Raw genomic sequence first — 24,610 nt, forward strand, 5'->3', positions numbered from 1 at the left:
GCGTATCAGTGTTCCAGAGTGGGCATGCCGTCGTTGGAGGCACGGCCCAGGTCGCGCTCGTTAGGGGCGCGGCGGCGCAGCTTGTCCAGCAGCACATAGACCACCGGCGTGGTGACCAGGGTCAGCACTTGGCTGGCCAGCAGGCCACCAATGATGGCAATGCCCAGCGGCTGGCGCAGCTCCGAGCCCTGGCCAAAGCCTATGGCCAGCGGCAAGGCGCCCAGCGCGGCGGCCAATGTCGTCATCAGGATGGGGCGGAAGCGCAGCAGGCAGGCCTCGCGCACCGCGTCGATCGCCGACAGGCCGCGTGATCGCTCGGCCTCCAGCGCAAAATCGATGATCAGGATGGCATTCTTCTTCACAATGCCAATGAGCAAAAACACCCCGATGAGCGCAATCACCGTGAACTGCATGTTGAACAGCATCAGCGCGATGACCGCGCCGACACCGGCCGATGGCAGGGTGGACAGCACCGTGATCGGGTGCACCAGGCTTTCATAGAGCATACCCAGCACGATGTAGATCACCACGATCGCGGCGAGGATCAGGTAGAGCTGCTGGTTCTGCGATTTCTGAAAGCTCAGCGCCGTACCCTGGAAGCTGCCGCGCACATTGATGGGCATGGCGATATCGGCCTCTGCCTGGGCAATCACCTGCTGGGCTTCGCTCAGCGCCACGCCATCGTCCAGGTTGAACGAGATCGTCGTTGACAGCTCCCCGTCCTGGTGGTTCACACTGGTGGGCGCGGGGCGCTCCACCACCTTGGCAAAGCTCGACAGCGGCACCATGGTAGCGACGCTGGTACTGATCACGTTGCCGGTCGATGCGCTGCGCTGCGCCGGGTTGGCGGCTGTGCCCTCGGTGCCCGTCAGATTAGATGGCACATAGATATCCTGCAACGCCGGTGGGCCGCGCGTGTACTCCGGCGCCCATTCCATGATCACCGAGTACTGGTTCAGGTCGCTGTAGATGGTGGCCACCGAGCGCTGGCCAAAGGCGTTGTAGAGCGCGTTGTTGATGGACTTGGAGTTCACCCCCAGCCGCGCTGCGGCCTGCTTGTCCACCTCGACATACACCTCTACGCCGCTCTCCGACTGGTCGGTGTCTACGTCCTGCAGCAAGGGCTCCTCTTTGAGGCGCTCGGCCAGGCGCGTGGCCCATTTCTTCATGTCGGCGGTGTTGTCGCTCTTGAGGGTGTACTGGTAGGTCGAATTGGACGAGCGCCCGCCCATGCGCAAGTCCTGCACCGGGTTCAGAAACACGCGCAGACCGGTGATCTGCGATAGCTGGGGGCGCAGGCGCGCGACCACCTGCAGGCTGGTCACATCGCGCTCGCTGACCGGCTTGAGGTTGATGAACACAAAGCCCCCGCCCGAGCGGCTGCCGCCGGCAAAGCCCACCACCGTGTCGATGGCCGGGTCCTGCTGGATGATCGACAAGGCTTCCTTGAGCTTGCCCGCCATGGCGGTCGACGAGATGCTCTGGTCCGCGCGCAGGCCGCCCGCCAGCTGGCCGTTGTCCTGCTGCGGGAAGAAGCCCTTTTGCACATGCATGAACAGATAGCCATTCATGCCGATGACGATCACCAGGATCAGCATCACGACAAGCTTGGCATGCAGCGCCCAATCGAGGCAGCGCTCGTAGACCCTCAGCATCGCGTTGTAGCCGTTCTCCAGCGCGCGGGCAACGCGGCCGCGCGGTGCCGTCTCGATGGCATCCTCGTTGCGCAGAAACCAGGCGCACATCATCGGCGTGGTCGTCAACGAGATGACCAGCGAGATCATCACCGCGACCGACAAGGTCACGGCGAACTCCTTGAACAGGCGGCCAATCTGGCCTTCCATGAAGAGCAGCGGTATGAACACCGCCACCAGGGACAGGCTGATCGACAGCACGGTAAAGCCCACTTCGCGCGCGCCCTGCAGCGCGGCGGCCATCTTGTCCATGCCCTGCTCGATATGGCGGCTGGTGTTTTCCAGCACCACAATCGCGTCATCGACCACGAAGCCGGTGGCCACCGTCAGCGCCATCAGGCTCAGGTTGTTCAGGCTGAAGCCCAGCAGGTACATCACGCCAAAGGTGCCCAGCAAGGACACCACGGTGGCCACGGCCGGAATCACCGTGGCGCGCGCCTTGCGGATAAAGGCGCCCACCACCAGCACCACCAGCACCACCGAGACCATCAACGTGGTCTCGATCTCATGCAGCGACGAGCGGATGGAGTTGGTACTGTCGCTGGCGACCTGGATCTTCACATCCTTGGGCAGCTGGGCCTGCAGCTCCGGCAGCAGCTTGCGGACGTTGTCCACGGTGTTGATGATGTTGGCGCCCGGCTGGCGCGTGATCAGCACCAGGATGGCGGGTTGGCCATTGAACAGGCCCATCGTGTAGACATTGGCCGGCCCGTCGATGACGCGTGCCACATCGCCCAGTTTGACAGCGGCGCCATCGCGCCAGCCCACCACCAGGCCCTGGTACCAGCTGGCCTTGCGCTCGGGCGCCGGGGTGTAGATCAGCAGACGGTTGCCACCACTCTCGATAGCGCCTTTGGGCCGGTTGGCATTGGCGGCCTGGATGGCGGCGCGCACATCCTCGGTCGCAATGCCGTAGTGGCTCAGTGCCTGGGGCAACAGCTCGACCCGCACCGCCGGCAGCGAGCCGCCGCCGATTTCGACATCGCCCACGCCATCAACCTGGGAGATGCGCTGGCTCACCACGTTGGAGACCTCGTCATACAGCTCGCCGGGCGTGCGCGTGGGCGAGGTCATCGCCAAGATGATGATCGGCGAATCCGATGGGTTCATCTTGCGGTAGGTAGGGTTGCTGCGCAGGTCCGACGGCAGGTCACTGCGCGCAGCATTGATGGCCGCCTGCACCTCGCGCGCAGCGCCATTGATGTCGCGGTTCAGGTCGAACTGCAAGGTCACATTGGCCGAGCCGGTCGAACTGCGCGAGGTCATCTCATTGACCCCGGCGATCACGCCCAGATGGCGCTCCAGCGGCGTGGCTACGCTGGAGGCCATGTTCTCCGGGCTCGCACCCGAGAGGCTGGCCGTGACCGAGATGACCGGGTAATCCACCTGCGGCAGTGGTGCGACCGGCAATGCAAAGAACGCAGCAATGCCGGCCAGCGCCATACCGATCGTCAGCAAGACGGTAGCGACCGGGCGTTTGACGAAGGGCTCGGAGAGGTTCATGCCTGCACCTCGGCAGGGCCGCCATTGCCACCCTTATCGCCGTTACTGCCGTTGCCGGGATGGGCGCCACCGTGCCCGGCTTGGCGGCGGCCCAGGCGGGCACCCAGGCGGTCAAACACCAGGTAGATCACCGGCGTGGTGAACAGGGTCAGCAACTGGCTGAGCATCAGCCCGCCAAAAATGGCCAGGCCCAGCGGGCGGCGCAGCTCGGCGCCCTCGCCCCAGCCAAACATCAGCGGCAGTGCAGCAAACAACGCGGCCAGGGTCGTCATCAGGATGGGTCTGAAGCGCAGCAAGGCTGCCTGGTGGATGGCCTCTTGCGGCCCCATGCCCTGGTTGCGCTCGGCATCGATCGCAAAGTCGATCATCATGATCGCGTTCTTCTTGACGATGCCGATCAGCAAGATGATGCCGATGATGCCGATCACACCCAGGTCGTTGCCGCTGATCATCAGCGCCAGCAAGGCGCCCACCCCCGCCGACGGCAAGGTAGACAGAATGGTCATCGGATGCACATAGCTCTCGTACAGCACGCCCAGCACGATGTAGACGCAGACCAGCGCCGCCAGGATCAGGACCAACTGGCTGGTGAGCGAGTTCTGGTAGGCGGCTGCCGCGCCGAGGAACTCCATGGTCAGCGACGCGGGCATGCCGATATCCTTGGCCGCCTGCTTGATGGCATCGACTGCGTGGCCGAGCGATACGCCGGGAGCGGTGTCAAAGCCCAGGGTCGCGGCGGGGTACTGCGACACGCGGGTCACCTGCAGTGGTGCCATCTGCTCCTCGATATTCGCTATGGCTGACAGCGGCGTGGCCCCCGTGCTGCTGGCACTGATGGCCAGGTTGCCCAAGGTCTGCACGCTGTTGAGCTGGTCTTGCTGCGCCTCCAGAATCACGCGGTACTGGTTGGTCTCGGTAAAGATCGTCGAGACAATGCGCTGGCCAAAGGCGCTGTAGAGGCTGTCATCAATGCTGCTGGCGCTGATGCCCAGGCGCGATGCGGTATCGCGGTCCACATTGACATAGGCCGACAGGCCCTTGCGCCCGGCATCGCTGGTGGCATTGCGCACCTCGGCCACGTTCTGCAGCTGGCTGACGAGCTTCTGCGTCCAGTCATTGACCTGGTCGGTGTTCACGCCGCCGATCGACAGGCGGTATTCGGTGGGGCCGGTTTGCGAGTCGATGGTCAGGTCCTGCGAGGGTTGCAGAAAAATGCGAACCCCCGCCACCTGGCTCACCCGCTCGCGCAGGCGCTGCATCACCGCATCCTGCGCATCATGCGGCCGGGTCAGGTTGATCGACAGGCTGCCGGTGTTGAGCATGGTGTTGTTGGCGGCATCCACCCCGACCACCGAGCTGACCGAGGCCACATCCTTGTCCTGCAGAATCGCGCTGACGGCCTGCTGCTGCAGATCGCTCATGCGGGCAAAGGAGACCTCTTGCGCGGCCTCGATCTGCGCCTGCAGCTGGCCGGTGTCCTGCGTCGGGAACAAGCCCTTGGGAATGGCGAGATAGAGCAGACCCGTCAACACCACGGTGGCCACCGCCACGACCAGGGTCAGCGCCTGGTGGCGAAACACCCAGTGCAGGCCACGGTCGTAATGGTGGATCACCTTGTCAAAACCGCGCTGCACCGATGCCGCCCAGCCGCGCGTGTGCGCACTGGTGTCCTCTTGCTTGAGCCAGCGCGCCGACATCATCGGCACCAGGGTGAGCGACACCACGGCCGAGATCAGAATGGTGATGGCCAGGGTCACCGCAAATTCGCGGAACAAACGGCCCACGATATCGCCCATGAACAGCAGCGGAATCAGCACCGCAATCAGCGACACGGTCAGCGAAATGATGGTGAAGCCGATCTGCGCTGCACCCTTCAAGGCAGCCGCCATCGGCGTCTCGCCCTCTTCGATGTAGCGCGCAATGTTCTCGATCATCACGATCGCATCGTCGACGACAAAACCGGTCGCAATCGTCAGCGCCATCAGGCTCAGGTTGTTGAGGCTGTAGCCCAGCAGGTACATGGCCCCGCAGCTGCCGATCAGCGAGATGGGTACGGCCAGGCTGGCGATCACCGTGGCACGCAGGCTGTGCAGGAAGAAGAAGATCACCAGCACCACCATCACCACAGCCAGCGCCAGCTCCATCTGCACATGCTCGACCGAGGCGCGGATGCCGGTGGTGCGGTCGGTCAGCACCTTGACCTCGACCGACGCAGGCAAGGACGCAGTCAGCTCAGGCAGGCGCTGCTTGATCGCATCGACAGTCGCAATCACATTGGCACCGGGCTGGCGCTGCACATTCAGGATGATCGCGGGCGTCTCATCGACCCAGGCGGCGAGCCGGTCGTTCTCGGCGCTGGCCACCACGCGTGCCACGTCCTTCATCAGCACCGGGGCATTGCCCTTCCAGGCCACGACCAGGTTCATGTAGTCATCGGTGGTCAGCAGCTGGTCATTGCTGTTGATCGAGTAGGAGCGCTTGGGTCCATCGAAACTGCCCTTGGCGCTGTTGGAATTGGCGTTGCTGATGGCGGTGCGCAGGCTGCTCAAGGTAATGCCATTGGCCGCCAGCGCCTGGGTGTTGGCCTGGATGCGCATTGCAGGCTTTTGCCCGCCTTCCAGGCTGACCAGACCGACGCCCGAAACCTGGCTGATCTTCTGCGCCAGGCGGGTGTTGACGATGTTCTGCACCTCGGTGAGCGGCAGCTCTTTGGAGGTGATGGCCAGGCTCATCACCGGCGTGTCGGCCGGGTTCACCTTGGCATAGATCGGGGGGGCGGGCAGGTCGGCTGGCAGCAGCGCACTGCTGGCATTGATTGCGGCCTGCACCTCCTGCTCGGCCACATCCAGCGACAGCCCCAGCTGGAACTGCAGGGTCACGATGGACACACCGGCAGCGCTGGTCGAAGACATGCGGTCCAGTCCGGACATCTGGCCGAGCTGGCGCTCCAGCGGTGCACTCACCGTGCGGCTCATCACCTCGGGGCTGGCACCGGGGTAGAGGGTCTGCACCTGGATCGTCGGGTAATCCACCTCGGGCAGCGCCGACAGCGGCAGCAGCCGAAAGCCCACCAGACCGGTCAGCACGATGGCCAGCATCAGCAAGGCCGTCGCCACCGGCCGCTGGATAAAGGGGCGGGAAGGACTCATCGCTCAGCCCGCCTTAATGGTTGGCGCGCTGGGCGGGTTGCACCGTCGTGGCCGCCGGTGCCATGCCCTTGGGTACTTCCTCCGGTTTAATGGCGGGTGCGGTCTGGCCTGAGCCGGTGGAAGGGGTGGACCTGCTCGAGCCACCCGAGCCGCCAGAACCACTGTTGCCAGCGGCAGGCGGCTCCGGGTTCACCGCAGGGGCTGCGGCGCTGGGCTGGCCGGCATTGGGCTCGACCGCTACCCCGCCGCCGCCACCGGCGGGCGCGCCATTGCCGGCCGCAGTTCCGGGTGCCGCCGCACCGGGTGCCGTTGCACCATTGGCCCCCCGGCCTTCGCCGTTGCCACGGCGTCCACCACCCTCGCGCGGGCTGCCCTCACGCGGGCCGCTCTCACGCGCACCGCGCCGGCCACTGCTGGCGCCATGCGCCTGGGTGGGGGTATCGCCTTGCAGCGCCACCACGGCGCCGTCCTTCAAGCGGTCAGCACCCTCGGTCACCACCAGCTCGCCCTCTTTCAGGCCGGAATTGATGGCCACCCATTCGACCGTGCTCATGCCCCGGATGACGGTGCGCTGGGTCACCGTGCGGTCTGCATTGATCACATAGACAAAGTCGCCATTGCCGCCAGTGCGGATGGCGGTGACGGGCACCACCAGCGCGCTTTCGTCCTTCAAGGTCAGGCGGGTGTTCACAAACTGGTTGGGGAAGAGCGCGCCATCGGTATTCTCGAAACGCGCTTTGGCCTTGACGGTGCCGGTGGCCGTGTCCACCAGATTGTCCAAGGTCAGGAACACGCCTTGGGCCAGTGTCTTGCTGCCTGCGCGGTCCAGCGCTGCGACCGGCAGGCGGGGGTCGGCCTTCTGCGCACCCAGCACCGAGGGGATGTGGTCCTGCGGCACGGTGAAGCTCACATCGATCGGTGCGACCTTGGTGATGACGGCGATGCCGGTAGTGCCCCCCGCACTGATGTAGTTGCCCGGGTCCATCGTGCGCAAGCCAATGCGGCCATCGATGGGCGAGGTGATGCTGGCATAACCCAGATTGAGTTGCGCGGTCTGCACCTGGGCCTGGTCGGCAACCACCGTGCCTTCGAGCTGCTTGGCCAAGGCGGCCTGCGTGTCCAGGTCCTGGCGCGCAATCGAATCCTGGTCCCACAAGGTCTGGTAGCGCTTGAGCGTCACGCGCGCTGCATCAAGCTGCGCCTGGTCGCGCGCCAGCTGCCCCTTGGCCTGTTGCAGCGCCTGCTCAAACGGGCGCGGATCGATCTGGGCCAGCTTCTGGCCTTTCTTGACCATCTGCCCCTCGGTGAACAGCACATCGCGCAATATGCCTGAGACCTGGGTGGTCAAGGTCACGGTGGTGGTGGGCACAACGGTGCCCATCGCCGTCAAGGTGACCGGCAAGGTCTGGCGCTTGGCAGCGGCACTGCCGACAGTGACGGCCATCGCGCGCATCGCCCCGGGACCCATGCCGGGAGGACCACCCATGCCCGGCGCACCGCCCGCCATGCCTGCGGGGGTCTTCTTGCTTTGCACCAGGTACCAGGCGCCGCCCGCCAGGGCCGCCACCAACGCAATCGCGATGGTGGAACCCAGCCAACGGCTCCGCCGTTTGGGCGTTGTCGCGGCACGCGCATCAGGCAGCGGTGCGCTGGCAGGCTGGGGGGTGGGACGGGTTGAATTATTGGAGTTATGGTCCATGGCAGCAATCGGTCTGAGGTGTGTTACAGCGGCGGGCTTCAGCGATCGATCACCATCGGGCACCGGCCTGTAAAGAATGACCGCATCCTAGTGCAGCCATGTTGCACCAGGCCTGTACCGACTGCGAAGATAAGTAAAAGCGGCCGCCGCCTGCCCCAGAGTCTACTGAGATTCCGCTGCGTCAGAGGGTTTGCGGGGCAGTTGAGCGCGTAGGCTGTGACGCCAGCTTTTGTTGGCGTCGAAAACCATCGGCCGCAGCATATTGCGTTGTTTTCTTCAGCGAGGTAGCGCCTGCATCTGGACCCGCACCGGGACAGGTAGCTGGGCCGCTGCCTCCATCCGCCGGGCTGCGACTTCCGCTCGCCAACACGCCAAGAGCCTTGTCCCCATTGCACGGGCACAATACTGTGGAAAGCTGTGAAGAATCTTGTAGATAAGCAATTCAAATTACTGATTTATAAGAAAAATTATGAACTTGCTGAAAATTGAGGCATCGCGGGTCCTGACAGGGCATTTGGGCAGCTACAGGCCTGCTCGGCAGCGGATGCGCTGCTGGGCAAGCACAGACAAGCGCCCTCTTTCAGCCCCTCGCACGGTTGTCCCCAGTCCATGGGCACAATCTTGTGGAAAGTTCTGTGCACAGCTGTAGATAAGCACTCCAAGCTATTGAAACCATGGCACAAAGTGATCCATGATGAAAAAAAAGGCAGCCTGCTGGGGCTGCCTGGGTGCGGTGGTCAAACGCGGGCCGGGTTTCAGGCGTCGTCGCGCTTGATCTGCTGCAGGCCTTGCGCGGTAATGGTCATGTAGCCGTCGCGCTCCACCACCATGCCACGCTCCAGCAGGCGCTTGGAGACATGCGCATGGGCAGCATCCTCGAGCGAAATCCTTTCTCCCAGTTCGAGCTTTTTCAGAACAGCCAACTCATCGACCGTAGGTTCAAACACGGGAGCGTGGTAAGCGGTGTGGGTGGTATTGGTAGACAACATGGCAACTCCTTGCATGGTTGCGATACGTGCGTGTAGGCCTCGGGCTTGCTCGGGGTCTGCGCTTGGCGCATCTGGTAAATGAATGCCACGAAGCGTAAGACCGTTTTTCGAAAGCGCCTGTAGGCGAATACCGCCAGCCTATCGCGCTGCACAGGCACATTGCATAACTTTACGACCGCAATGCCCGGTGTTTACAAGCGTTGCAGTTCAGCGCGTCGGCCAGCTGCCCAGTTGGTAGGCACTGTCCCAAAACATCCATTCCAACTCGGCGCTGTAGCGGTAGGCCTCGGCCATCCGCGTGCGGGTAGCAGTGTCAGGGCCTTCGGCCAGCCGGTCGATGGTGGCAATGACAGCGCGCACCGCAGCATGAAACTCCTCGCTGGCATAGGTATCCACCCAGGCCTGGTAGGGATTGCCGGGCTGCGAGCGGGCATGGATATCGCGCCCCACTTCGGCATAGATCCAAAAGCAGGGCAACAGGCCAGCCAGCGCCACCGGGTAGCTTTCCGCCCAGCTGTTGGCCAACAGAAAGCTGGTGTAGTGGTGGCAAGCGGGCGTCAGTGGCGTGGCGGCAAAGTCCTGCGCGCTGATGCCAAAGTCGCGCATGAAGCCATCGTGCAGCTTGCGTTCCTCGACCACGGCCTCGTTCGCCGCATTGGCAAACTGCACCACACCATCGGCATGGTCGGCCTTGGCTGCAGCCACCGCCAGCGCACGGCCATAGGCCACCAGGTAGTGCGCGTCCTGGATCATGTAATGGCGAAAACGCTCGACCGACAAACTGCCAGCCGCCAGTTCGCGGTTGAAGGGATGGTCCAAGGTGCGCTGGTACAGCGCCTGGTTGGCTTGCCACAAGCCCTGGCAAAACGACATGCAAACTCCTCAAGAGTGGGGAACAAGCACTGATTGTCGGCCAGCAACACAAGGCCCGGCGCCATCCGCCCCGATGGCAGCCAGGGCATGCAGCGCAGAACCGGCTACGATCCATCCACTGCATTCTGCGCAATCCCTAGCGAACCTGCCATGCCCATGCCAACTCCCGCACCCATGTTGACCAACGCCCAGCAGCAAGCGCTGCAGGCCGTACAGAGCCGAGGCGGGCCGGTGCGCGAGCTCGCGCCTGCACCCGCATCGATCCATGTGCACTTTCATCCCGACTGGACAGCGCAAGGCCAGCCGCTGCTGGCGCTGCTGTGCCAGCAGGGCCGCTACCAGTCGCAGTTTGAAAGCGGCAGCAGCAATGGCAGCTACAGCCCGCAGCCCCAGGGCGAACGCTGGCAGTGGGAGAACCAGTGGTTTGCGGGCGCTTACAACCAGGCCGCCCCTGCTGAGCGGCCCGTGTACGGCGCGGTGGATCTGGAGCCTTTGGGGTATCCGAGCCACCAAGGTTATGGCGCCGCACCCCGCTTTGGATCGGCGTATCTGCAGTTGCACAACTCTGCCACGGCACGCAGCAGCTTTTGCGACCCCGACAGCTACTGGCAGCCCCGCCATGTGGGCCTGTGGCAGCAAATGGACTGGCAGCAGCTGCAATGCCTGCAACTGGCCGACCCGCTGGACCACTATGTGGAAGCGCAAGTGCATGGCGGCCTGCTGCTGGCGCGCGACGTGGCTGCCCTCTGGCTGGACCCTTGCTACCGCGATACCCCGCTTGCGCAGACCGCACAGAACTCCGGTTGGCCCTTGCGCTTTCACCCCGGTTACCGCTTGCAGGAGAACCAGTTGGCGCAGGCCAGCCAGTACCGGGGCGCCGAGGTGGCCGAGGTGCTGGCCCATATGCTGCAGCTGGCGCCCGGCGGGCTCACGCCAGCCGATCTGGGCCAGGCCCAGGCCTGCCACCGCTACCCGGCACCGCTGCTGAAAAAGGCCTGGCATTGCATCGCCCACCTGGGCAGGCACTGCGTCGGCGAGCCGCATCACCGATAATCGCTGCTTTTGCCGGCGCAGGCACGCCACGCGCTGCCCGCCCATCACCCGGATCCGCATGTCTTCTCCCGCTCCCACCCACCGGTTTGATACCGTCATCCTTGGCGCAGGCGCAGCCGGCCTGTTTTGCGCGGCGCAGGCCGGGCAGCGCGGGCTCAAGGTGCTGCTGATCGACCATGCAGCCAAGGTGGCAGAAAAGATCCGCATCTCGGGCGGCGGGCGCAGCAACTTCACCAACCGCGATCTCGATGTGCGCCAGCCGCACAAGCATTTTGTCGGGCAGAACCCGCAGTTCTGCCGCTCGGCGCTGTCGCGCTTTGGGCCGGCCGATTTTGTGGCGCTGGTCGACAGGCACGGCATCGCCTACCACGAAAAGCACAAGGGCCAGCTGTTTGCCGACCACTCTGCTGAAGACATCATCGCGATGCTGATGGCCGAGTGCCGCGCCGGCCAGGTCAGCCACTGGCAACCCTGCGCCGTCAGCGCTGTCTCGGCGCTCGATACCGATGCCCATGGCCAGCGTTTCCAGGTCAGCACCGCCCAGGGCACGGTGCACTGCCGCCACCTGGTGATTGCTACCGGCGGCCTGTCCATCCCCAAGATTGGTGCCACCGACCTGGGTTACCGCCTGGCCCAGCAGTTTGGGCTGGCGCTGGTGCCGCGTGTGCCAGGCCTGGTGCCGATGACTTTTGATGGCAGCGCCTGGGCACCCTATGCGCAGCTGGCGGGCCTGGCCTTGCCGGTGGTGATCGGCACTGGCAGCAAGAAAACCCGCATGACTTTCAACGAAGACCTGCTGTTCACGCACCGGGGTCTGTCCGGGCCGGCGATCCTGCAGATCTCCAGCTACTGGACACCAGGCACGTCCATCGACATCAACTTGGTGCCCGAGGTGGATGTGGCCGCGCACCTGCTGGCGGCCAAGCAGCGCTCACGCAAACTGATCGCCAATGAGCTGGCCAGCCTCGTGCCCTCTCGCCTGGCCGATGCCTGGGTGGCGCAGGATGCCGATTGGCAGCGCCCGATTGCCGAGGCCAGCGACAAGGCCTTGCTGCGCCTGGCCGAGCGCCTGACGCGCTGGGAGCTGACCCCCACCGGCACCGAAGGCTATAAAAAAGCCGAGGTCACCGTCGGCGGTGTGGACACCAAGGAGCTGTCTCAGCAGACGATGGAAGCCAAGAAAGTGCCGGGTCTCTACTGCATTGGCGAGGTGGTGGACATCACCGGCTGGCTGGGTGGCTACAACTTTCAGTGGGCCTGGGCCAGTGCGGCGGCCTGCGCAGCGGGCATGGCAGACGGTCAGTAACGGACCGCGCACAAAGGCGCATTGAAACAACAGTTCAGGCGCTGGCACCCCGCTCCCGGCCGGCATCCCTATTGCCGTTTGATAAAAACCTGGTTATAATCCCACCTCTTTGCTGGCAAAGCCCTGTCTGCCAATACTAGTCAATATGACAGGGCAAAACCGCCATTCAAGGCTTTGGGGCCCGATCTTCCCCAAAACCCGCTGTTGGCACCAATGGAAACATTAGCTAATGACGACTATCCGTGTAAAAGAAAACGAACCATTTGACGTTGCGCTGCGCCGCTTCAAGCGCACCATCGAAAAGCTGGGCCTGCTGACCGACCTGCGCGCTCGCGAATTCTACGAAAAGCCAACCGCTGAGCGTAAGCGCAAGAAGGCCGCTGCCGTGAAGCGCCACTACAAGCGCGTTCGCAGCATGCAACTGCCCAAGAAGCTGTACTGATCGCAGCTCTCACAGGCCTGACGCACATTGCCCAGGCTGTGACACCACCCGCGCTCGGGACGCCAGGCGCGGGTTTTTTGTTTTCTGGCCATCGCCAGATTTTTTCAGGCAGACCGCTGCTTGCTTGGACGGCCTGCCAACAGGAGCATGTTATGAGCTTGAAAGCACAAATCACCGAAGACATGAAGAACGCGATGCGCGCCAAGGACACGGAACGCCTGGGCACCATCCGCTTGCTGCAAGCTGCGATGAAGCAGAAGGAAGTCGATGAGCGCGTCGAGCTCGACGACGCGATGGTGATCGCCATCGTCGACAAGATGATCAAGCAGCGCAAGGACAGCATCGCCGCCTTTGAAGGCGCAGGCCGCCAGGACCTGGCCGACAAGGAAAAGTCGGAAATCGAGGTCATCAAGGGCTACCTGCCAGAGCGCCTGTCCGCCGAAGAGGTGACGGCCGCCGTCAAGGCCATCGTGGCCGAACTCGGCGCCTCGGGCCCCGGCGATATGGGCAAGGTCATGGGTGCGGTCAAGACCCAGTTGGCAGGCAAGGCGGACATGGGCCTGGTGTCTGCCGCCGTGAAGGCCGCCTTGGCCCCCTGATCGGATCGATCGCACGGGTCCCCATTCCGGGCGCCCGCTGCGGGGGTCCGCGATAAAAAACCACTGCGGCATCGCGCTGCAGTGGTTTTTTTGTGGGTGCGCAGCGCTCAGCGGCGGCTGCGTTCGCGCCTTCTACGCAGTCCCAGTACCGCGGCGCCACCCAGCAGCAGCGACATCAGCCACTGCCCCGCCATCGTGAGCGTGGGCACCGCAACCGGCGCAGGCAACGGGCTGGGGTCAGGATCGGGCGTCGGCTCAGGCGTTGGATCCGGCGTCGGAGGATCCACATCGATGCCATGGCGGTAGACCAGGTCCTCATCCTCACTGCTGCAAGGCGCCGCGCGGCTGCACTGCGCCGCCCCGGTCACGCGGGCCAGGTTGCGAACGCGTGCAGGCGCGACGGCTGTCACTTGGGCCAACACCGCATAATGGATGGACTCGCCGCCCGCCAGCGTAACCCCGGTACAGCCCGCAACGCTGCAGACGCCGGCCACGCTGCCCGCTCCCACGTCGATTGCACGGATGTCCGTCACCTCCACGCCGCTGGGCACATCGTCCCACTGCAGCTGCACCGGCATGCCGCCCTGGTTGCTGAGCGTCACGACATAGCGCGTGGTGCCGCCTTCAGGCAGCTGGTCCACGCCATTGCTTTTGAGCACGGTGATGTGCGCGGGAGCCAGCACCTCGGTACGCGCCTGGGCACAACCATCCGTAGGCAGACAGGCCGCACCCGGCACCGGCGGCTCGCGCCTGCCCTGCGGATCCATCGCCGCATGGTTGGTGATCGCACCTGCCACGGCTGGCGCCATCGTATGCAGGGTAAAGGCGGCGCCAGCACCCTGCTCCAGCGCTGCATCGAGCACCACCTCGCACAGCAAGGGCTCCCCATTGCAGACCACCGAAGCCACGCCAGCACCCGGTGTGGCACCCGTCAAGCGCATCCCCTCGGGCAGAGCCTCGGCCACCGTCAGCGTTTGCCCGGCTGCAACCGCCGTCTGGCCACTGTTGGCAATGCGGAACTGGTAGTCCAGCGCATGGCCCACTTCCACCGTTGCGTCAGCTGTCTTGCTCAAGGTCAGATGCACGGGCGTGCGCAGAGCGTCGGTATCGGTGGCTGTGCAAGGGGCTGCCGGGCTGCAGTTCGCGCCCGTCACCGTTGCCGTATTGCGGACCACCGCATCGGCACGCCCCTCTACCAACGCAATGACACGCGCCAGCACCTGGTAGCTGATGCGGGCATTGGCAGCAACCGTGATGCCGCTGCAGCCGACGGGCGCTTGCAGGCTGCAGTTGCCGGTATCACTGGGAGCGGTAGCCGCCATCGGCGTGATCGCCTCGATCTCCATCCCCTCGGGGCTGTCGAGCCATGCCAGGCCGTTGGCAGGCATGCCGCCGCTGTTGCTGATGGTGACGGTGTAGGTGCTGCGCGCGCCTTCGCTCAGCGCATCCACGCCATTGCTCTTGGAGATGCTGACAGCAGCGGGCAGCACGATGGCATCACGGTCCTCGGCGCTGCAGCTGTTGCCGCCGCTGCAGGCAGCACCCGTGAGAGTCACCGTATTGCGCGCATTGTCCGCGCCGACCTCGCCCGTGACGGTCGCCTGCACCGCATACACAATGGATTCGCCAGCAGCGACTGCGATGTCCGAGCAACCACTGACGGTGCACAGGCCCGCCTCGCTGTTGGCCCCCACTGCCGTTGCGCTGATGCGGTCAATCCGCAAGCCCACCGGGCTCTCGGCCCAGCGCAGACCTGCAGCCGCACTGCCACCGGTATTGCGCAACACCACCTGGTAGACCGTGCTCGCACCCTGCGCCAGCACATCCACCCCATTGCTTTTGCTGATGTGCAGGTTGGCCGCTGTCACCACCAGGTCGGTGTCAGTGCTGGCACAGCCGGTCACCAGTTCGCTGCTGCAGGTGCCGCCCTGCACGACAGCCTTGTTGCTGACCGATGCACCCGCGGTCACGCCAGCGTTGACCTTTGCGCTGACGAGGTAGACGATGGATTGACCGGCAGCCAGCGTGATGCCCACACAGCCCGACGTAGAGCAAGTGCCCGCGACACTGTTGGCACCCACACTGCCGACACGTATGCCAGTGATGCTCAGACCGCTGGGGGTATCGGTCCAGCGCAGACCCGAGAATGCACTGGCCGCGCTGTTGCTCAGCGTCACGCTGTAGGTGGTCTCTGCAGCCACCGCCAGGCGATCCACACCATTGGTCTTGACAATGCTCACCGAGTCGGAGGCCACGATCAGATCCGCATCGGTGCTGGTGCAACTGCTGGGGCTGCCGCCGCTGCAGTTGGCGCCTTCCACCACGGCAGTGTTCGACGCCATGGTGCCTACGCCACCGGTGACCTCCGCCTCAACCTGGTAGCTGATCGACGCACCTGGCGCCAGACGCAGACCTGTGCAGCCCGTGCTGCTGCAGACGCCGGCATCGCTGCCAGCAGTCACTGCAGCCACCGCAATACCCAGCACGCGCAGGCCTTGTGGCCGGTCCAGCCAGGAGACATCGCTGGCCAGCGTACCGCCCGCGTTGCTGACCGTCACCGTGTAGAGCGTGCGTGTGCCTGCAGTCACTGTGGCCTGCGCATTGGTCTTTTGCACACTCAACGCTGCCGGGGTACTCACGGCCTCCTGGTTGTACGCCACGAAGGCAATGTCCGAGTCGCCGCTGAGCGATTGCACAAAACCCGCCACCCGCGCCATGTTCTCGGGCGTGATGCCAAAGTCCGAGAAGTGGTAGGCACGTATGCGCAGATCGCGGCTACCATCGGCCACGCTGGCTTTGGTGTGGTTGGGGTTCCAGAACTGCCAGTTCTGCCGCGCGACGACCGAGACACTGTTGAGCGCGATGGTGACGGAGTTGCCCACCAGCGCGCCGGTGTCGTCGATGAAATAAAACTGGTCCGTCCGGGTTGAAGGCTGCCCCACCTGGGTCACCAGCACATCGGGCACATCATCCGTGGTGGATTCGGGGTTGCCCACGCTGGCGCTGAAACGCAGCGACGTCGCAGGGATATTGAACAGCGCAGTACTCAGGTCCAGACCACGCACGCCATCCGAAAGATAGGACGCACGCGATTTGGAGATGTCATAGCTGCCGCTTTGGGCAATCGCATTGAGCCCGCCAGTGGCCGGCAGCGAGCTGGGGTTGGGCGTGAAGGCCTGGAACACCGCCGGCTGAAAACCCCCGACCAGCGCCGCATCGTTGACGCCTGTCGAGTAGCGAATACCGTTGGCCGTAAAAGCCAGCAAGTCGTTGTGCCCATTGGCCGCTGGCGCGCTGGCCGCATTGCCGGTGTTGGCCGTCCAGCTGTTGTTGTTGAAACTGCCCCAAACGGCGGTCACATCATCGGCGGCATGGGCCGATGCCCACCCGGCCAGACCACCCAGAACCACCATGCCGCGCGCCCATCGAGCAGCGGACGCCCATCTGTTCACTGAACCCATCACACCTTTCCCGTTGTTGTTGGAACACCCAGGCCCACATGCCAACGCCCTGCCTGCTTGCGCAGCCACAGGGCGTGTGTTCCATCGTTTGAATGACAAAAAATATATTAACTTAATCAATTATCAAAATTACGCATTCGAATCCCTGTATTCACGTTGTTTAACAAAGAGTGAAGCCGGGATGCGGAAAAATCTTGACGCACATCAACAAATGTCAAGGCGTTAGATTTGTATCATAACATTTCATAAAATCCATTTCTCTGCACCGGTATATAGTTTCTATCAGGCGTGTAGCTCCGTCCCTGCCCTGCGCAACACCGGCCATGCTGGTCCGACGCATGGCTCTATGTTTTTGGCACTGATGGGACGGCAATGCTCATCCCGTCACCGACTTATGTGGTGCGTACACATACTCTGATCTGCACGGTGGGTAGCCTCACCCTCTTCCGCTAAGACCCCGACTCCCTCGTTGCAATGGGACTTCCGGCCCCATGCCCTCTGCCTTCCTGAGCCATGCACCACACCGACGCCTCCACCGCACCGAACACCCCCCGCCACTCGCCGCCCACGAGCGCTGGATGAGGACCCATACCTGCTGGTCAGCGGTGGTCTCGCACCCGTGCATCTGAGCGATGGCGAGCGCAGGGCAAACGGCGCCCACCAACTTGCTGCCGCGGCGCATGGCAGGCAAACGCCTGGGTGTGCACATGGACCCGCCCCAACCGGGACAGCACACGCAGGAGCTGCTGCGCAGCCTGGGTTATGGCGATGACAGCATTGCCGCCCTGCGGGAGAGCCAGGCCATTGCAGTCTGGGCAAATGCAGCGCCAAATGTGAATATCGATGAACCAGGGCGAATGCGGCAGCCTGTCCTACAAGTCCATGCCCTTCCGCCACCTACGCTGTGGCTCTTTGTCGCAGCAGTTGGGGATAAGCTTGGCCATCCGATGCGGCTTGCCGGCGTTGCTGAAACTTGCAGCCCGCGTGGCACTCCAAGCCCGGTGACCTGGGCTCCCGCCATTTATTGGCAAGCCCTCCGCGACTGTTTTGAAGAAGGAGAATTTGATGAAAAAAATGCGCATGCTGGCGACCGCTGCCCTGATCGCCGCCACCCCTTTTGTAGCTTCCACCGCCATGGCCCAGAACCCCGCCCCCGCCGCTGCCAACATCGACAAGCGCCCCAGCCTGAACCTGGATGCCGAAGCAACCACCCGTGTGCCGGAAGACACGGCCTGGGCCCAGTTCAGCGTCGAGAAGGAATCCAAGGACCAGGCCCAGGCCCAGCAACTGGGCAAGACCGCGCTGGCCGATGTGCTGGCCACCGCCAAGAAGTCCTCGACCTTGCAGGTCACGACCGAGAACCTGTTCACCAGCCCCGTCTACAACAAGGATGGCAAGGTGACCAGCTGGCGCACCCAGTTCAATGTGCAGCTGGAGTCGACCGACACTGCCGCGCTCGGCCAGACGATGGCTGCGCTGATGGACAAGGCCCGGCTGACCGGTTCTGGCTTCCGCCTGTCGGATGCGGCGCGCAACAAGGCGCAGGATCAGCTGATCGCTGAAGCCGTCAAGAACTTCAACGCCAAGGCCAAGGTCACCGCCAATGCAATGGGATACGCACAGTACGAGTACGACACCATCCACCTGAACCAGAGCGGCACGAGCCAGCCGATGCCCCGCATGAACCGCGGCGTGGCCATGATGAGCAAGATGGAGGACAGCAGCGCCCCCGTGGGCTTGGAGCCGGGCTACACCACGGTGTCGGTCAGCATGTCCGGCGCGGTGCGTTTGATCAAGTAAGCCGCGCCTATTGAAACGCAGTGGCCCAGCGGATCAGCGCTGAGCCACACCAGAGCCAGGGAATGCCTTGCATCCTCTGGCTTTTTCACGCCCATGCTCTGGGCTGTCGCGGCTCAGCTCAGCCGCGCCAGAATCAGCACCACGCCGGCAACCGTGAGCAAGGCACCGGCCATCGCGCCCAAGGTGGGCGGTACCTTGGTCTTCCACCACAGCAGCGGCAGCAGCAGAATGGGCGAGACAGAGGACAGCATGCCCACCAGCCCGGCACTGCCGTACTTGAGGGCGGCCAGGATCAGGGTCATGCCCATGGCCATCGACAAAAAGGCACTGCCCGCCAACAGCTGCCAGTCGCGCGGCTCCATCACGGCGGTCAGGCGTGCTGGCTTCCAGCCCACCAGCAGCAGCACCGCATGAAAGCCAAAGCCCGCCGCCATGCGCACGGCCGATGCGGCCACCGGGTCCACATCGGGGCCCATCACCGGCTTGACCACCAAGGTGCCCAATGCCTGGCCCAAGGCGGCTATCAGTCCCAGGCTCACACCCACTGCGAGCCGGCCGCGCGTGGCCTCCAGGCTCGATTCGCTGCCAGCGCGCTTGCCAAAGGCAATGGCGCACATCACGCCGCTCAGCACCAGTGCACAGCCCAGCATCGCCACCGCGCCCATGCGCTCACCCAAAAAGAGCGCCGCCAACACGGCCGACATCATCGAATGCGTAGCAAACAAAATGCCCGATCGGCGTGGACCCAGCCGGTTCATGCAGGCAAACAGCACCGTGTCGCCAATGAAGATGCCGATAAAGCCCGACAACACCAGCACGCTCACCAGCGCCAGGTTCAGGCTGCCCCAGGTGCCCGCCACGGTGGCCCAGCCGCCCAGCATCACGGTGGCAAACACCATGCGCCAGCGGGTAAAGGCAAAGGCGCCCATCTTGCGCGCCACCGGGGCGGAAAACAGCGCGGCCAGCGCCCAGCAGGCGGCGGCCAATACGGCCAGGGATTCAGGGGGGAAAGGAAAAGGCGACACGGCAGGCGGCAAAATGAGGCGCCAGCGGTGCAAGCTGTCTCGCACCATGCTGCGCAGCTGCCCCAACAGCGCTAGGATGCCCATCCAGACATCCCAGCCCCGGCACCAGGTGCGAGGACGAGCGATTGTAGAGCCCAGCGATGGCCTTTGCGAGCGCTGCCAGTCACCCGGGCGGCCACCCTCCCCTTTTGACCAGACATTCAGGACCAGCATGAGCAAGAAACTACGTATCGCGGTATTGGCCGGCGACGGCATCGGCAAGGAAGTGATGCCCGAAGGCATCCGCGTGCTGGAGGCCGCTGCCAAGCGCTTTGACCTGCCGCTGGAGATGCAGCACTTTGACTGGGCGCATTGCGACTACTTTGCCGCGCACGGCCAGATGATGCCCGACGACTGGAAGGCTCAGTTGCAAGGCTTTGACGCCATCCTGTTCGGCGCCGTCGGCTGGCCGGCCACCGTGCCCGACCATGTCTCGCTCTGGGGCTCACTGCTCAAGTTCCGCCGCGAGTTCGACCAGTACATCAACCTGCGCCCGGTGCGCCTGTTTGACGGCGTGCCCTGCCCGCTGGCGGGCCGCAAACCGGGCGATATCGACTACTACGTGGTGCGTGAGAACACCGAGGGCGAATACACCGCGCTGGGCGGCATCATGTTCGAAGGCACGGACCGCGAGATGGTGCTGCAAGAGGCGGTGTTCACCCGCAAGGGCGCCGACCGCCTGCTCAAGTTCGCGTTCGACTTGGCCCAGAGCCGCAGCAAGAAGCATGTGACCCTGGCCACCAAGTCCAACGGCATTGCGATCAGCATGCCCTGGTGGGACAAATGTGCCGAAGCCATGGCCCAGAACTACCCCGACGTGGTGCTGGACAAGCAGCACATCGACATCCTGACTGCCAGCTTTGTGCTGCAGCCCGGCCGCTTCGATGTGGTCGCGGCGACCAACCTGTTTGGCGACATCCTCAGCGACCTGGGCCCGGCCACCACCGGCACCATCGGCCTGGCACCGTCGGCCAACCTGAACCCCGAGCGCAACTTTCCCTCGCTGTTCGAGCCCGTGCATGGTTCGGCGCCCGACATCTATGGCCAGAACATTGCCAACCCGATCGCGATGATCTGGTCGGTGGCGCTGATGCTGGACTTCCTGGGCAACGGCCAGGGTGCCTGGCGCAGCGCCCACGATGCCATCGTCGATGCCATCAGCCAGACCATTCTGAGCGGCCCGCGCACGCCCGACCTGGGCGGCCAGGCCAAGACCCCGGACGTGGGCAAGGCAATTGCACAAGTGCTGGCCTGAACGCCTGCCGCCTCAGGCAGCGCTTGCAGCGCTGGCCAGCGCCTTGCTGGCCTGGGCGCCGCTGGCGCACGCCCGGGGCTATACGCCCCAGGGCCGCTGCGGCGGCTATGAAAAAGTCAGCATCGGCAGCCCGGCCGGCACCTGCGTAGCCCTGGTGGCTGATGAGCGCGAAGGCCTGCGCGCGCCCCGCCGGGTGCTGGAGATCAGCCCCGGACGCCTGTGGATCATCGACATGGGCAGCTGGATGCCGCGCCAGGGCCGGCTGCTGGAGCTGAGCCTGCCGGCGCAGCCGTCTTCCAACCCCGCACAGCGCCCCCAGGTCCAGGTGCTAGCCGACAAACTCGACCGCCCGCTCGCACTGCTGCACGGGCCCGATGCGCAAATCTACATTGGCGAGGCCGGCCGTATCTGGCGCACACCGGTGCCGGCCGCCGGCCAGCCTATCCAGGCCCAGACAGTGCTTGACCAATTGCCTGATGACGGCGCCCACCCGCTCAAGGAAATCAGCTTTGGGCCCGATGGCAGCCTTTATGTCAACATCGGCTCGGCCAGTGACCGTTGCCAGGACGCGCAAGGCGCGCTGCCTTATCCCTGCCCCGAGCGCGGGGCGATGCAGTTCCGGGGCGCGGTATGGCGTGCGGTCCTGCGCAGCCCTGCGGTGCAAGGACAAGCGCCTGTGCAGCAGTTCGCGCCGTTTGCGCTGGGTCTGCGCAACTCCGTGGCCCTGGCCACCCTGCCCGACGGCCCCGCCAAAGGCAGCCTTTGGCAGGCCGAGAACAACATCGACTACCGCGACAGGAACGAGCCGCCCGAAGAACTCAACGAACTGCTGGAAGGCGCCGACTACGGCTGGCCCTATTGCGTGGGCGCACAGCGCCCGGCGCGCGGCTACGAGCAACGCGCGCGCTGCGCCGCCACCAAGCCGCCCCATATGCTCTGGCTCGCGCACACGGCGCCGCTGCACCTGCTGGCCACCCCACAGGCCAGCCCCTTCCAAGGCCAGTTGCTGGCCGCCTGGCATGGGCCGCAAGGCCACCGCGTGGTGGGCTTTGCGCGCCAGAAGGATGGCAAACCCGGCGGTAAGCCGATCGAGTGGCTGGGCAACTGGACGGCAGATGGCAAGACCCGGCCCCTGGGCCGCCCCACCGGCCTGGCACTGAACCATGCCGGCCAGCTGATGGTGGTGGAAGACTACAACCGCACACTGCTGATGCTGCTGCCAGATACCGCCAGCGCCAGCGCCACCGCCGCGCAGCGCTGACCCACGCGCTGGCCCGCCTGCCGCCAGCGCGACATCCAGCCGCGCGCCCCGCTTGCCCTTCCTGCGCCCCGGCCTATCATCGGCCCTACTACATCCCCATGTTGCGCAGGCCTTTTGACGAGCGCCTCGCGGCCACCGCGTCATGACAGCGCTCCCCACCTCTCTGCCTCCGGGCCCCACCCCACCGTCCGGCCTGTATTTCGGCTGGGTGATCGTCGCCGCTTCCACCATCCTCACCTTGCTGACGGTGGGCATGCGCATGGGGATCGGTCCCTTCATCGTGCCGCTGTCGCAGGACCTGGGTTTCAGCCGCAGCCTGCTGTCGTCCATCGTCGCGTTTGGCATGTTGTGCTACGGCCTGGGCATGCCACTGGCCGGCTGGCTCGTGGCGCGCCAGGGCACGCGGCGGGTGCTGCTGCTGGGCACCGTCATCGTGGTGCTGTCCTGCATCTGGGCCGTCAACGCCCGCACGCCATGGCTGTTTTTCTGGTCCTATGGCGTGGCGCTGTCGCTGGGCCTGGCCTTCACAAGCCCGGTGGCAGTCACGCCGATGATCAGCAGCTGGTTCACGCGCCAGCGCGGCATGGCGCTGTTCTTTCTGTCCACCGGCTCCATGGCAGGCATTGCAGTGATGACGCCGGTCTTCACCTTCACGATTGCGCGCTGGGGCTGGCAATACACGCTGCTGGGTTTTGCACTGGTATTTGCGCTGATCGTCACCGCGATGGCGCTGTGGATTGTGCGTGATGACGCGCCCGAGCACACCGACCTGACGCCCGCCGAGCAAGCCGCCCGCCGGGAGCGCCTGCGGACGATGGCGGGCCAGCCCGCTGCGCCCTCGCTGCGCTTTGCCCAGGCAGTGGCCACCGCGCCCTTCTGGCAGATCTTTCTGGGCCTGTTTGCCTGCGGCTTCAGCATGAACCTGCTGGGCACCCATGGCGTGCCCATGCTGATGGACCATGGCTTTGATGCCGGCAGCAGCGCCGGCGGCATTGGCCTGATCGGCCTGGTCGCCATCTTCAGCACCTTGGGCCTGGGCAAGCTGTCGGACATGGTGCCGCGCCGCTACATCCTGGCCGTCATCTACCTGGTGCGGGGCCTGGGCTTTGTCGGGCTGGTGGCCGTCATCCACCATTGGCAGCTCTATGCCGTGGCCGCGCTGGGCGGCATTGTCTGGGCCGGCTCGATCGCCGCATCGTCGGCCATCCTGGGCGATCTCTACGGCATCAAGCTCGTTGGCATGCTCTACGGCTGCGCCTACCTGGGCCACCAGATTGGCGCGATGATCAGCAGCTGGCTGGGCGGCTGGGCCTACGAGCAGTTCGGCACCCACTGGATCGCCTTTGGCGCCGCCGCAGCGCTGCTGGTGCTGGCCGCCGGGGTATCGCTGCTGCTGCCCGCGCGTCTGGCATCCAGCGCGCGCTAAGAACCTGTTCCAACGCAGCCTGGGCCTCAGTCGATCTTCAGGTGGGTGGCCTGCGCCACCTCGCCCCAGCGCTTGATCTCGCTGTTGAAGAAGCGCTGAAAACTGGCGGGTGAATTGGGCGCTGGCGGCAGCATAAAGCCATTGCTCTGGTACTTGGCCCGCACATCGGGGTTGGCATTCAGCGCGCGGTTGATGGCCTTGTTGACGGTCTCCACCACCTGGGCAGGCGTGCCGGCTGGCGCAAACACGCCAAACCAGGCGGCGACCTCAAAGCCGGGCACCCCGGACTCGGCGACGGTCGGAATGTCCGACGCAAAATCGACGCGTTCTGCGGTCGTCACCGCCAGGCCCTTGAGCTTGCCGGCACGGATCTGCGCCAGCAGCGGCGGCAGGTTGTCCATCATCGAGTCCACCTGCCCGCCCAGCAGATCCGACACCGCCGGGCCGCTGCCCCGGTAAGGCACATGCAGGATGCTGGTGCCTGTCTTGAGCTTGAACAGCTCGCAGCCGAGATGGGCCGAAGAACCACTGCCCGGCGATGCGCAGGTCAGCTTGTCCGGATGTTGCTTGCCATAGGCGATGTACTCGGCCACCGAGTTGACCGGCAGCTTGGCGCTCACAGCCAAGATATTGGGCACCACGTTGAGCTGGGCGACCGGCACCAGGTCCTTGCCGGCGTCAAAGGCCAGCTTGGTGTAGAGGCCCTGGTTGATCGCCGTCGAGATGGATCCGACAAACAGCGTGTAGCCATCGGCGGGCGCGCGCACCACATACTCGGCACCGATATTGCTGTTGGCGCCCGGGCGGTTTTCGACGATGAAGGACTGGCCCAGGTCCTTGCCCAGCGCATCGGCGATCAGCCGCGCGCCAATGTCGGTGGCGCCGCCGGGGGCATAGCCCACGACCAGTTTCACGGGCTTGCCGGGGTAGCCCGTGCCTTGGGCCTGTGCGGCGGGCAGCAGCGCCCATGCGGAAGCCACGGCCAGCGCGGCCTTGCTCAGTGTCATCATTTTTTTGTCTCCTTGATTGCAAATAG

At 64.6% G+C, this 24,610-nt stretch carries 16 protein-coding genes; 8 read left to right on the top strand and 8 right to left on the bottom strand.

Features of this window, described 5'->3' with window-relative positions; translation table 11 throughout:
* Positions 1-5: 5 nt before the first annotated feature.
* The 5 genes from ACCQ08_RS01270 to tenA all read right to left on the bottom strand — a co-directional run bounded on the left by ACCQ08_RS01270 (position 6) and on the right by tenA (position 9,907).
* Positions 6-3,197: an efflux RND transporter permease subunit gene (locus ACCQ08_RS01270; protein WP_373448626.1), complete on the bottom strand. Its 3,192-nt coding sequence runs from the start codon at positions 3,195-3,197 to the stop codon at positions 6-8.
* On the bottom strand, positions 3,194-6,346 hold the full coding sequence (locus ACCQ08_RS01275; RefSeq protein ID WP_373448627.1) for an efflux RND transporter permease subunit: 3,153 nt from the start codon (positions 6,344-6,346) through the stop codon (positions 3,194-3,196). Before ACCQ08_RS01275 ends, ACCQ08_RS01270 begins: the two co-directional genes overlap by 4 nt.
* A 13-nt stretch (positions 6,347-6,359) precedes the next feature.
* Positions 6,360-8,045, bottom strand: coding sequence for an MdtA/MuxA family multidrug efflux RND transporter periplasmic adaptor subunit (locus ACCQ08_RS01280; RefSeq protein WP_373448628.1), 1,686 nt, complete (start codon positions 8,043-8,045; stop codon positions 6,360-6,362).
* Positions 8,046-8,800: 755 nt separating this feature from the next.
* Entirely contained in the window at positions 8,801-9,034 is a 234-nt protein-coding gene (locus ACCQ08_RS01285; protein WP_312409773.1) for a hypothetical protein, read from the bottom strand.
* A gap of 207 nt (positions 9,035-9,241) precedes the next feature.
* Positions 9,242-9,907: a thiaminase II gene (gene tenA / locus ACCQ08_RS01290; RefSeq protein WP_373448629.1), complete on the bottom strand. Its 666-nt coding sequence runs from the start codon at positions 9,905-9,907 to the stop codon at positions 9,242-9,244.
* 150 nt (positions 9,908-10,057) lie between these two features.
* On the opposite strand from tenA, the gene ACCQ08_RS01295 reads away from it, so the two are divergent.
* From ACCQ08_RS01295 to ACCQ08_RS01310, 4 genes are all read left to right on the top strand, one after another.
* Entirely contained in the window at positions 10,058-10,960 is a 903-nt protein-coding gene (locus tag ACCQ08_RS01295) for a DUF3626 domain-containing protein (RefSeq protein WP_373448630.1), read from the top strand.
* A 58-nt stretch (positions 10,961-11,018) separates the two neighbouring features.
* Complete coding sequence (locus tag ACCQ08_RS01300) at positions 11,019-12,266, top strand: NAD(P)/FAD-dependent oxidoreductase (protein WP_373448631.1); 1,248 nt, start codon at positions 11,019-11,021, stop codon at positions 12,264-12,266.
* A 229-nt stretch (positions 12,267-12,495) separates the two neighbouring features.
* Entirely contained in the window at positions 12,496-12,708 is a 213-nt protein-coding gene (rpsU, locus tag ACCQ08_RS01305) for a 30S ribosomal protein S21 (protein WP_007833691.1), read from the top strand.
* A 152-nt stretch (positions 12,709-12,860) separates the two neighbouring features.
* Positions 12,861-13,307, top strand: a complete 447-nt coding sequence (locus ACCQ08_RS01310) for a GatB/YqeY domain-containing protein (protein WP_239811326.1) — start codon at positions 12,861-12,863, stop codon at positions 13,305-13,307.
* 107 nt (positions 13,308-13,414) lie between these two features.
* On the opposite strand, the gene ACCQ08_RS01315 is transcribed toward ACCQ08_RS01310, so the two are convergent.
* Positions 13,415-16,720: a hypothetical protein gene (locus tag ACCQ08_RS01315; protein WP_373448632.1), complete on the bottom strand. Its 3,306-nt coding sequence runs from the start codon at positions 16,718-16,720 to the stop codon at positions 13,415-13,417.
* 1,113 nt (positions 16,721-17,833) lie between these two features.
* Here ACCQ08_RS01315 and ACCQ08_RS01320 point away from each other — a divergent pair.
* The gene (locus tag ACCQ08_RS01320; RefSeq protein WP_312409784.1) at positions 17,834-18,568 is read left to right on the top strand and encodes an SIMPL domain-containing protein; all 735 of its coding nucleotides are present in this window, start codon (positions 17,834-17,836) and stop codon (positions 18,566-18,568) included.
* 113 nt (positions 18,569-18,681) lie between these two features.
* On the opposite strand, the gene ACCQ08_RS01325 is transcribed toward ACCQ08_RS01320, so the two are convergent.
* The gene (locus ACCQ08_RS01325) at positions 18,682-19,593 is read right to left on the bottom strand and encodes a DMT family transporter (protein WP_312409785.1); all 912 of its coding nucleotides are present in this window, start codon (positions 19,591-19,593) and stop codon (positions 18,682-18,684) included.
* Between the two features lie 211 nt (positions 19,594-19,804).
* Between ACCQ08_RS01325 and ACCQ08_RS01330 the strand changes: the two genes are divergently transcribed.
* The 3 genes from ACCQ08_RS01330 (at position 19,805) to ACCQ08_RS01340 (ending at position 23,574) form a co-directional block, all read left to right on the top strand.
* Positions 19,805-20,887: a tartrate dehydrogenase gene (locus tag ACCQ08_RS01330; RefSeq protein WP_373448633.1), complete on the top strand. Its 1,083-nt coding sequence runs from the start codon at positions 19,805-19,807 to the stop codon at positions 20,885-20,887.
* Entirely contained in the window at positions 20,868-22,148 is a 1,281-nt protein-coding gene (locus tag ACCQ08_RS01335; protein ID WP_373448634.1) for a sorbosone dehydrogenase family protein, read from the top strand. The genes ACCQ08_RS01330 and ACCQ08_RS01335 overlap by 20 nt, the downstream gene beginning before the upstream one ends.
* 142 nt (positions 22,149-22,290) lie before the next feature.
* Positions 22,291-23,574 carry an MFS transporter gene (locus ACCQ08_RS01340; RefSeq protein ID WP_373448635.1) on the top strand — a complete coding sequence of 428 codons (1,284 nt, stop codon included), beginning with the start codon at positions 22,291-22,293 and terminating at the stop codon, positions 23,572-23,574.
* A gap of 26 nt (positions 23,575-23,600) precedes the next feature.
* On the opposite strand, the gene ACCQ08_RS01345 is transcribed toward ACCQ08_RS01340, so the two are convergent.
* Complete coding sequence (locus ACCQ08_RS01345; protein WP_373448636.1) at positions 23,601-24,584, bottom strand: Bug family tripartite tricarboxylate transporter substrate binding protein; 984 nt, start codon at positions 24,582-24,584, stop codon at positions 23,601-23,603.
* Between the last annotated feature and the right edge of the window lie 26 nt (positions 24,585-24,610).

The sequence above is a fragment of the Comamonas sp. SY3 genome, from assembly GCF_041730275.1.
Taxonomy (GTDB): Bacteria; Pseudomonadota; Gammaproteobacteria; order Burkholderiales; family Burkholderiaceae_C; genus Comamonas; species Comamonas sediminis.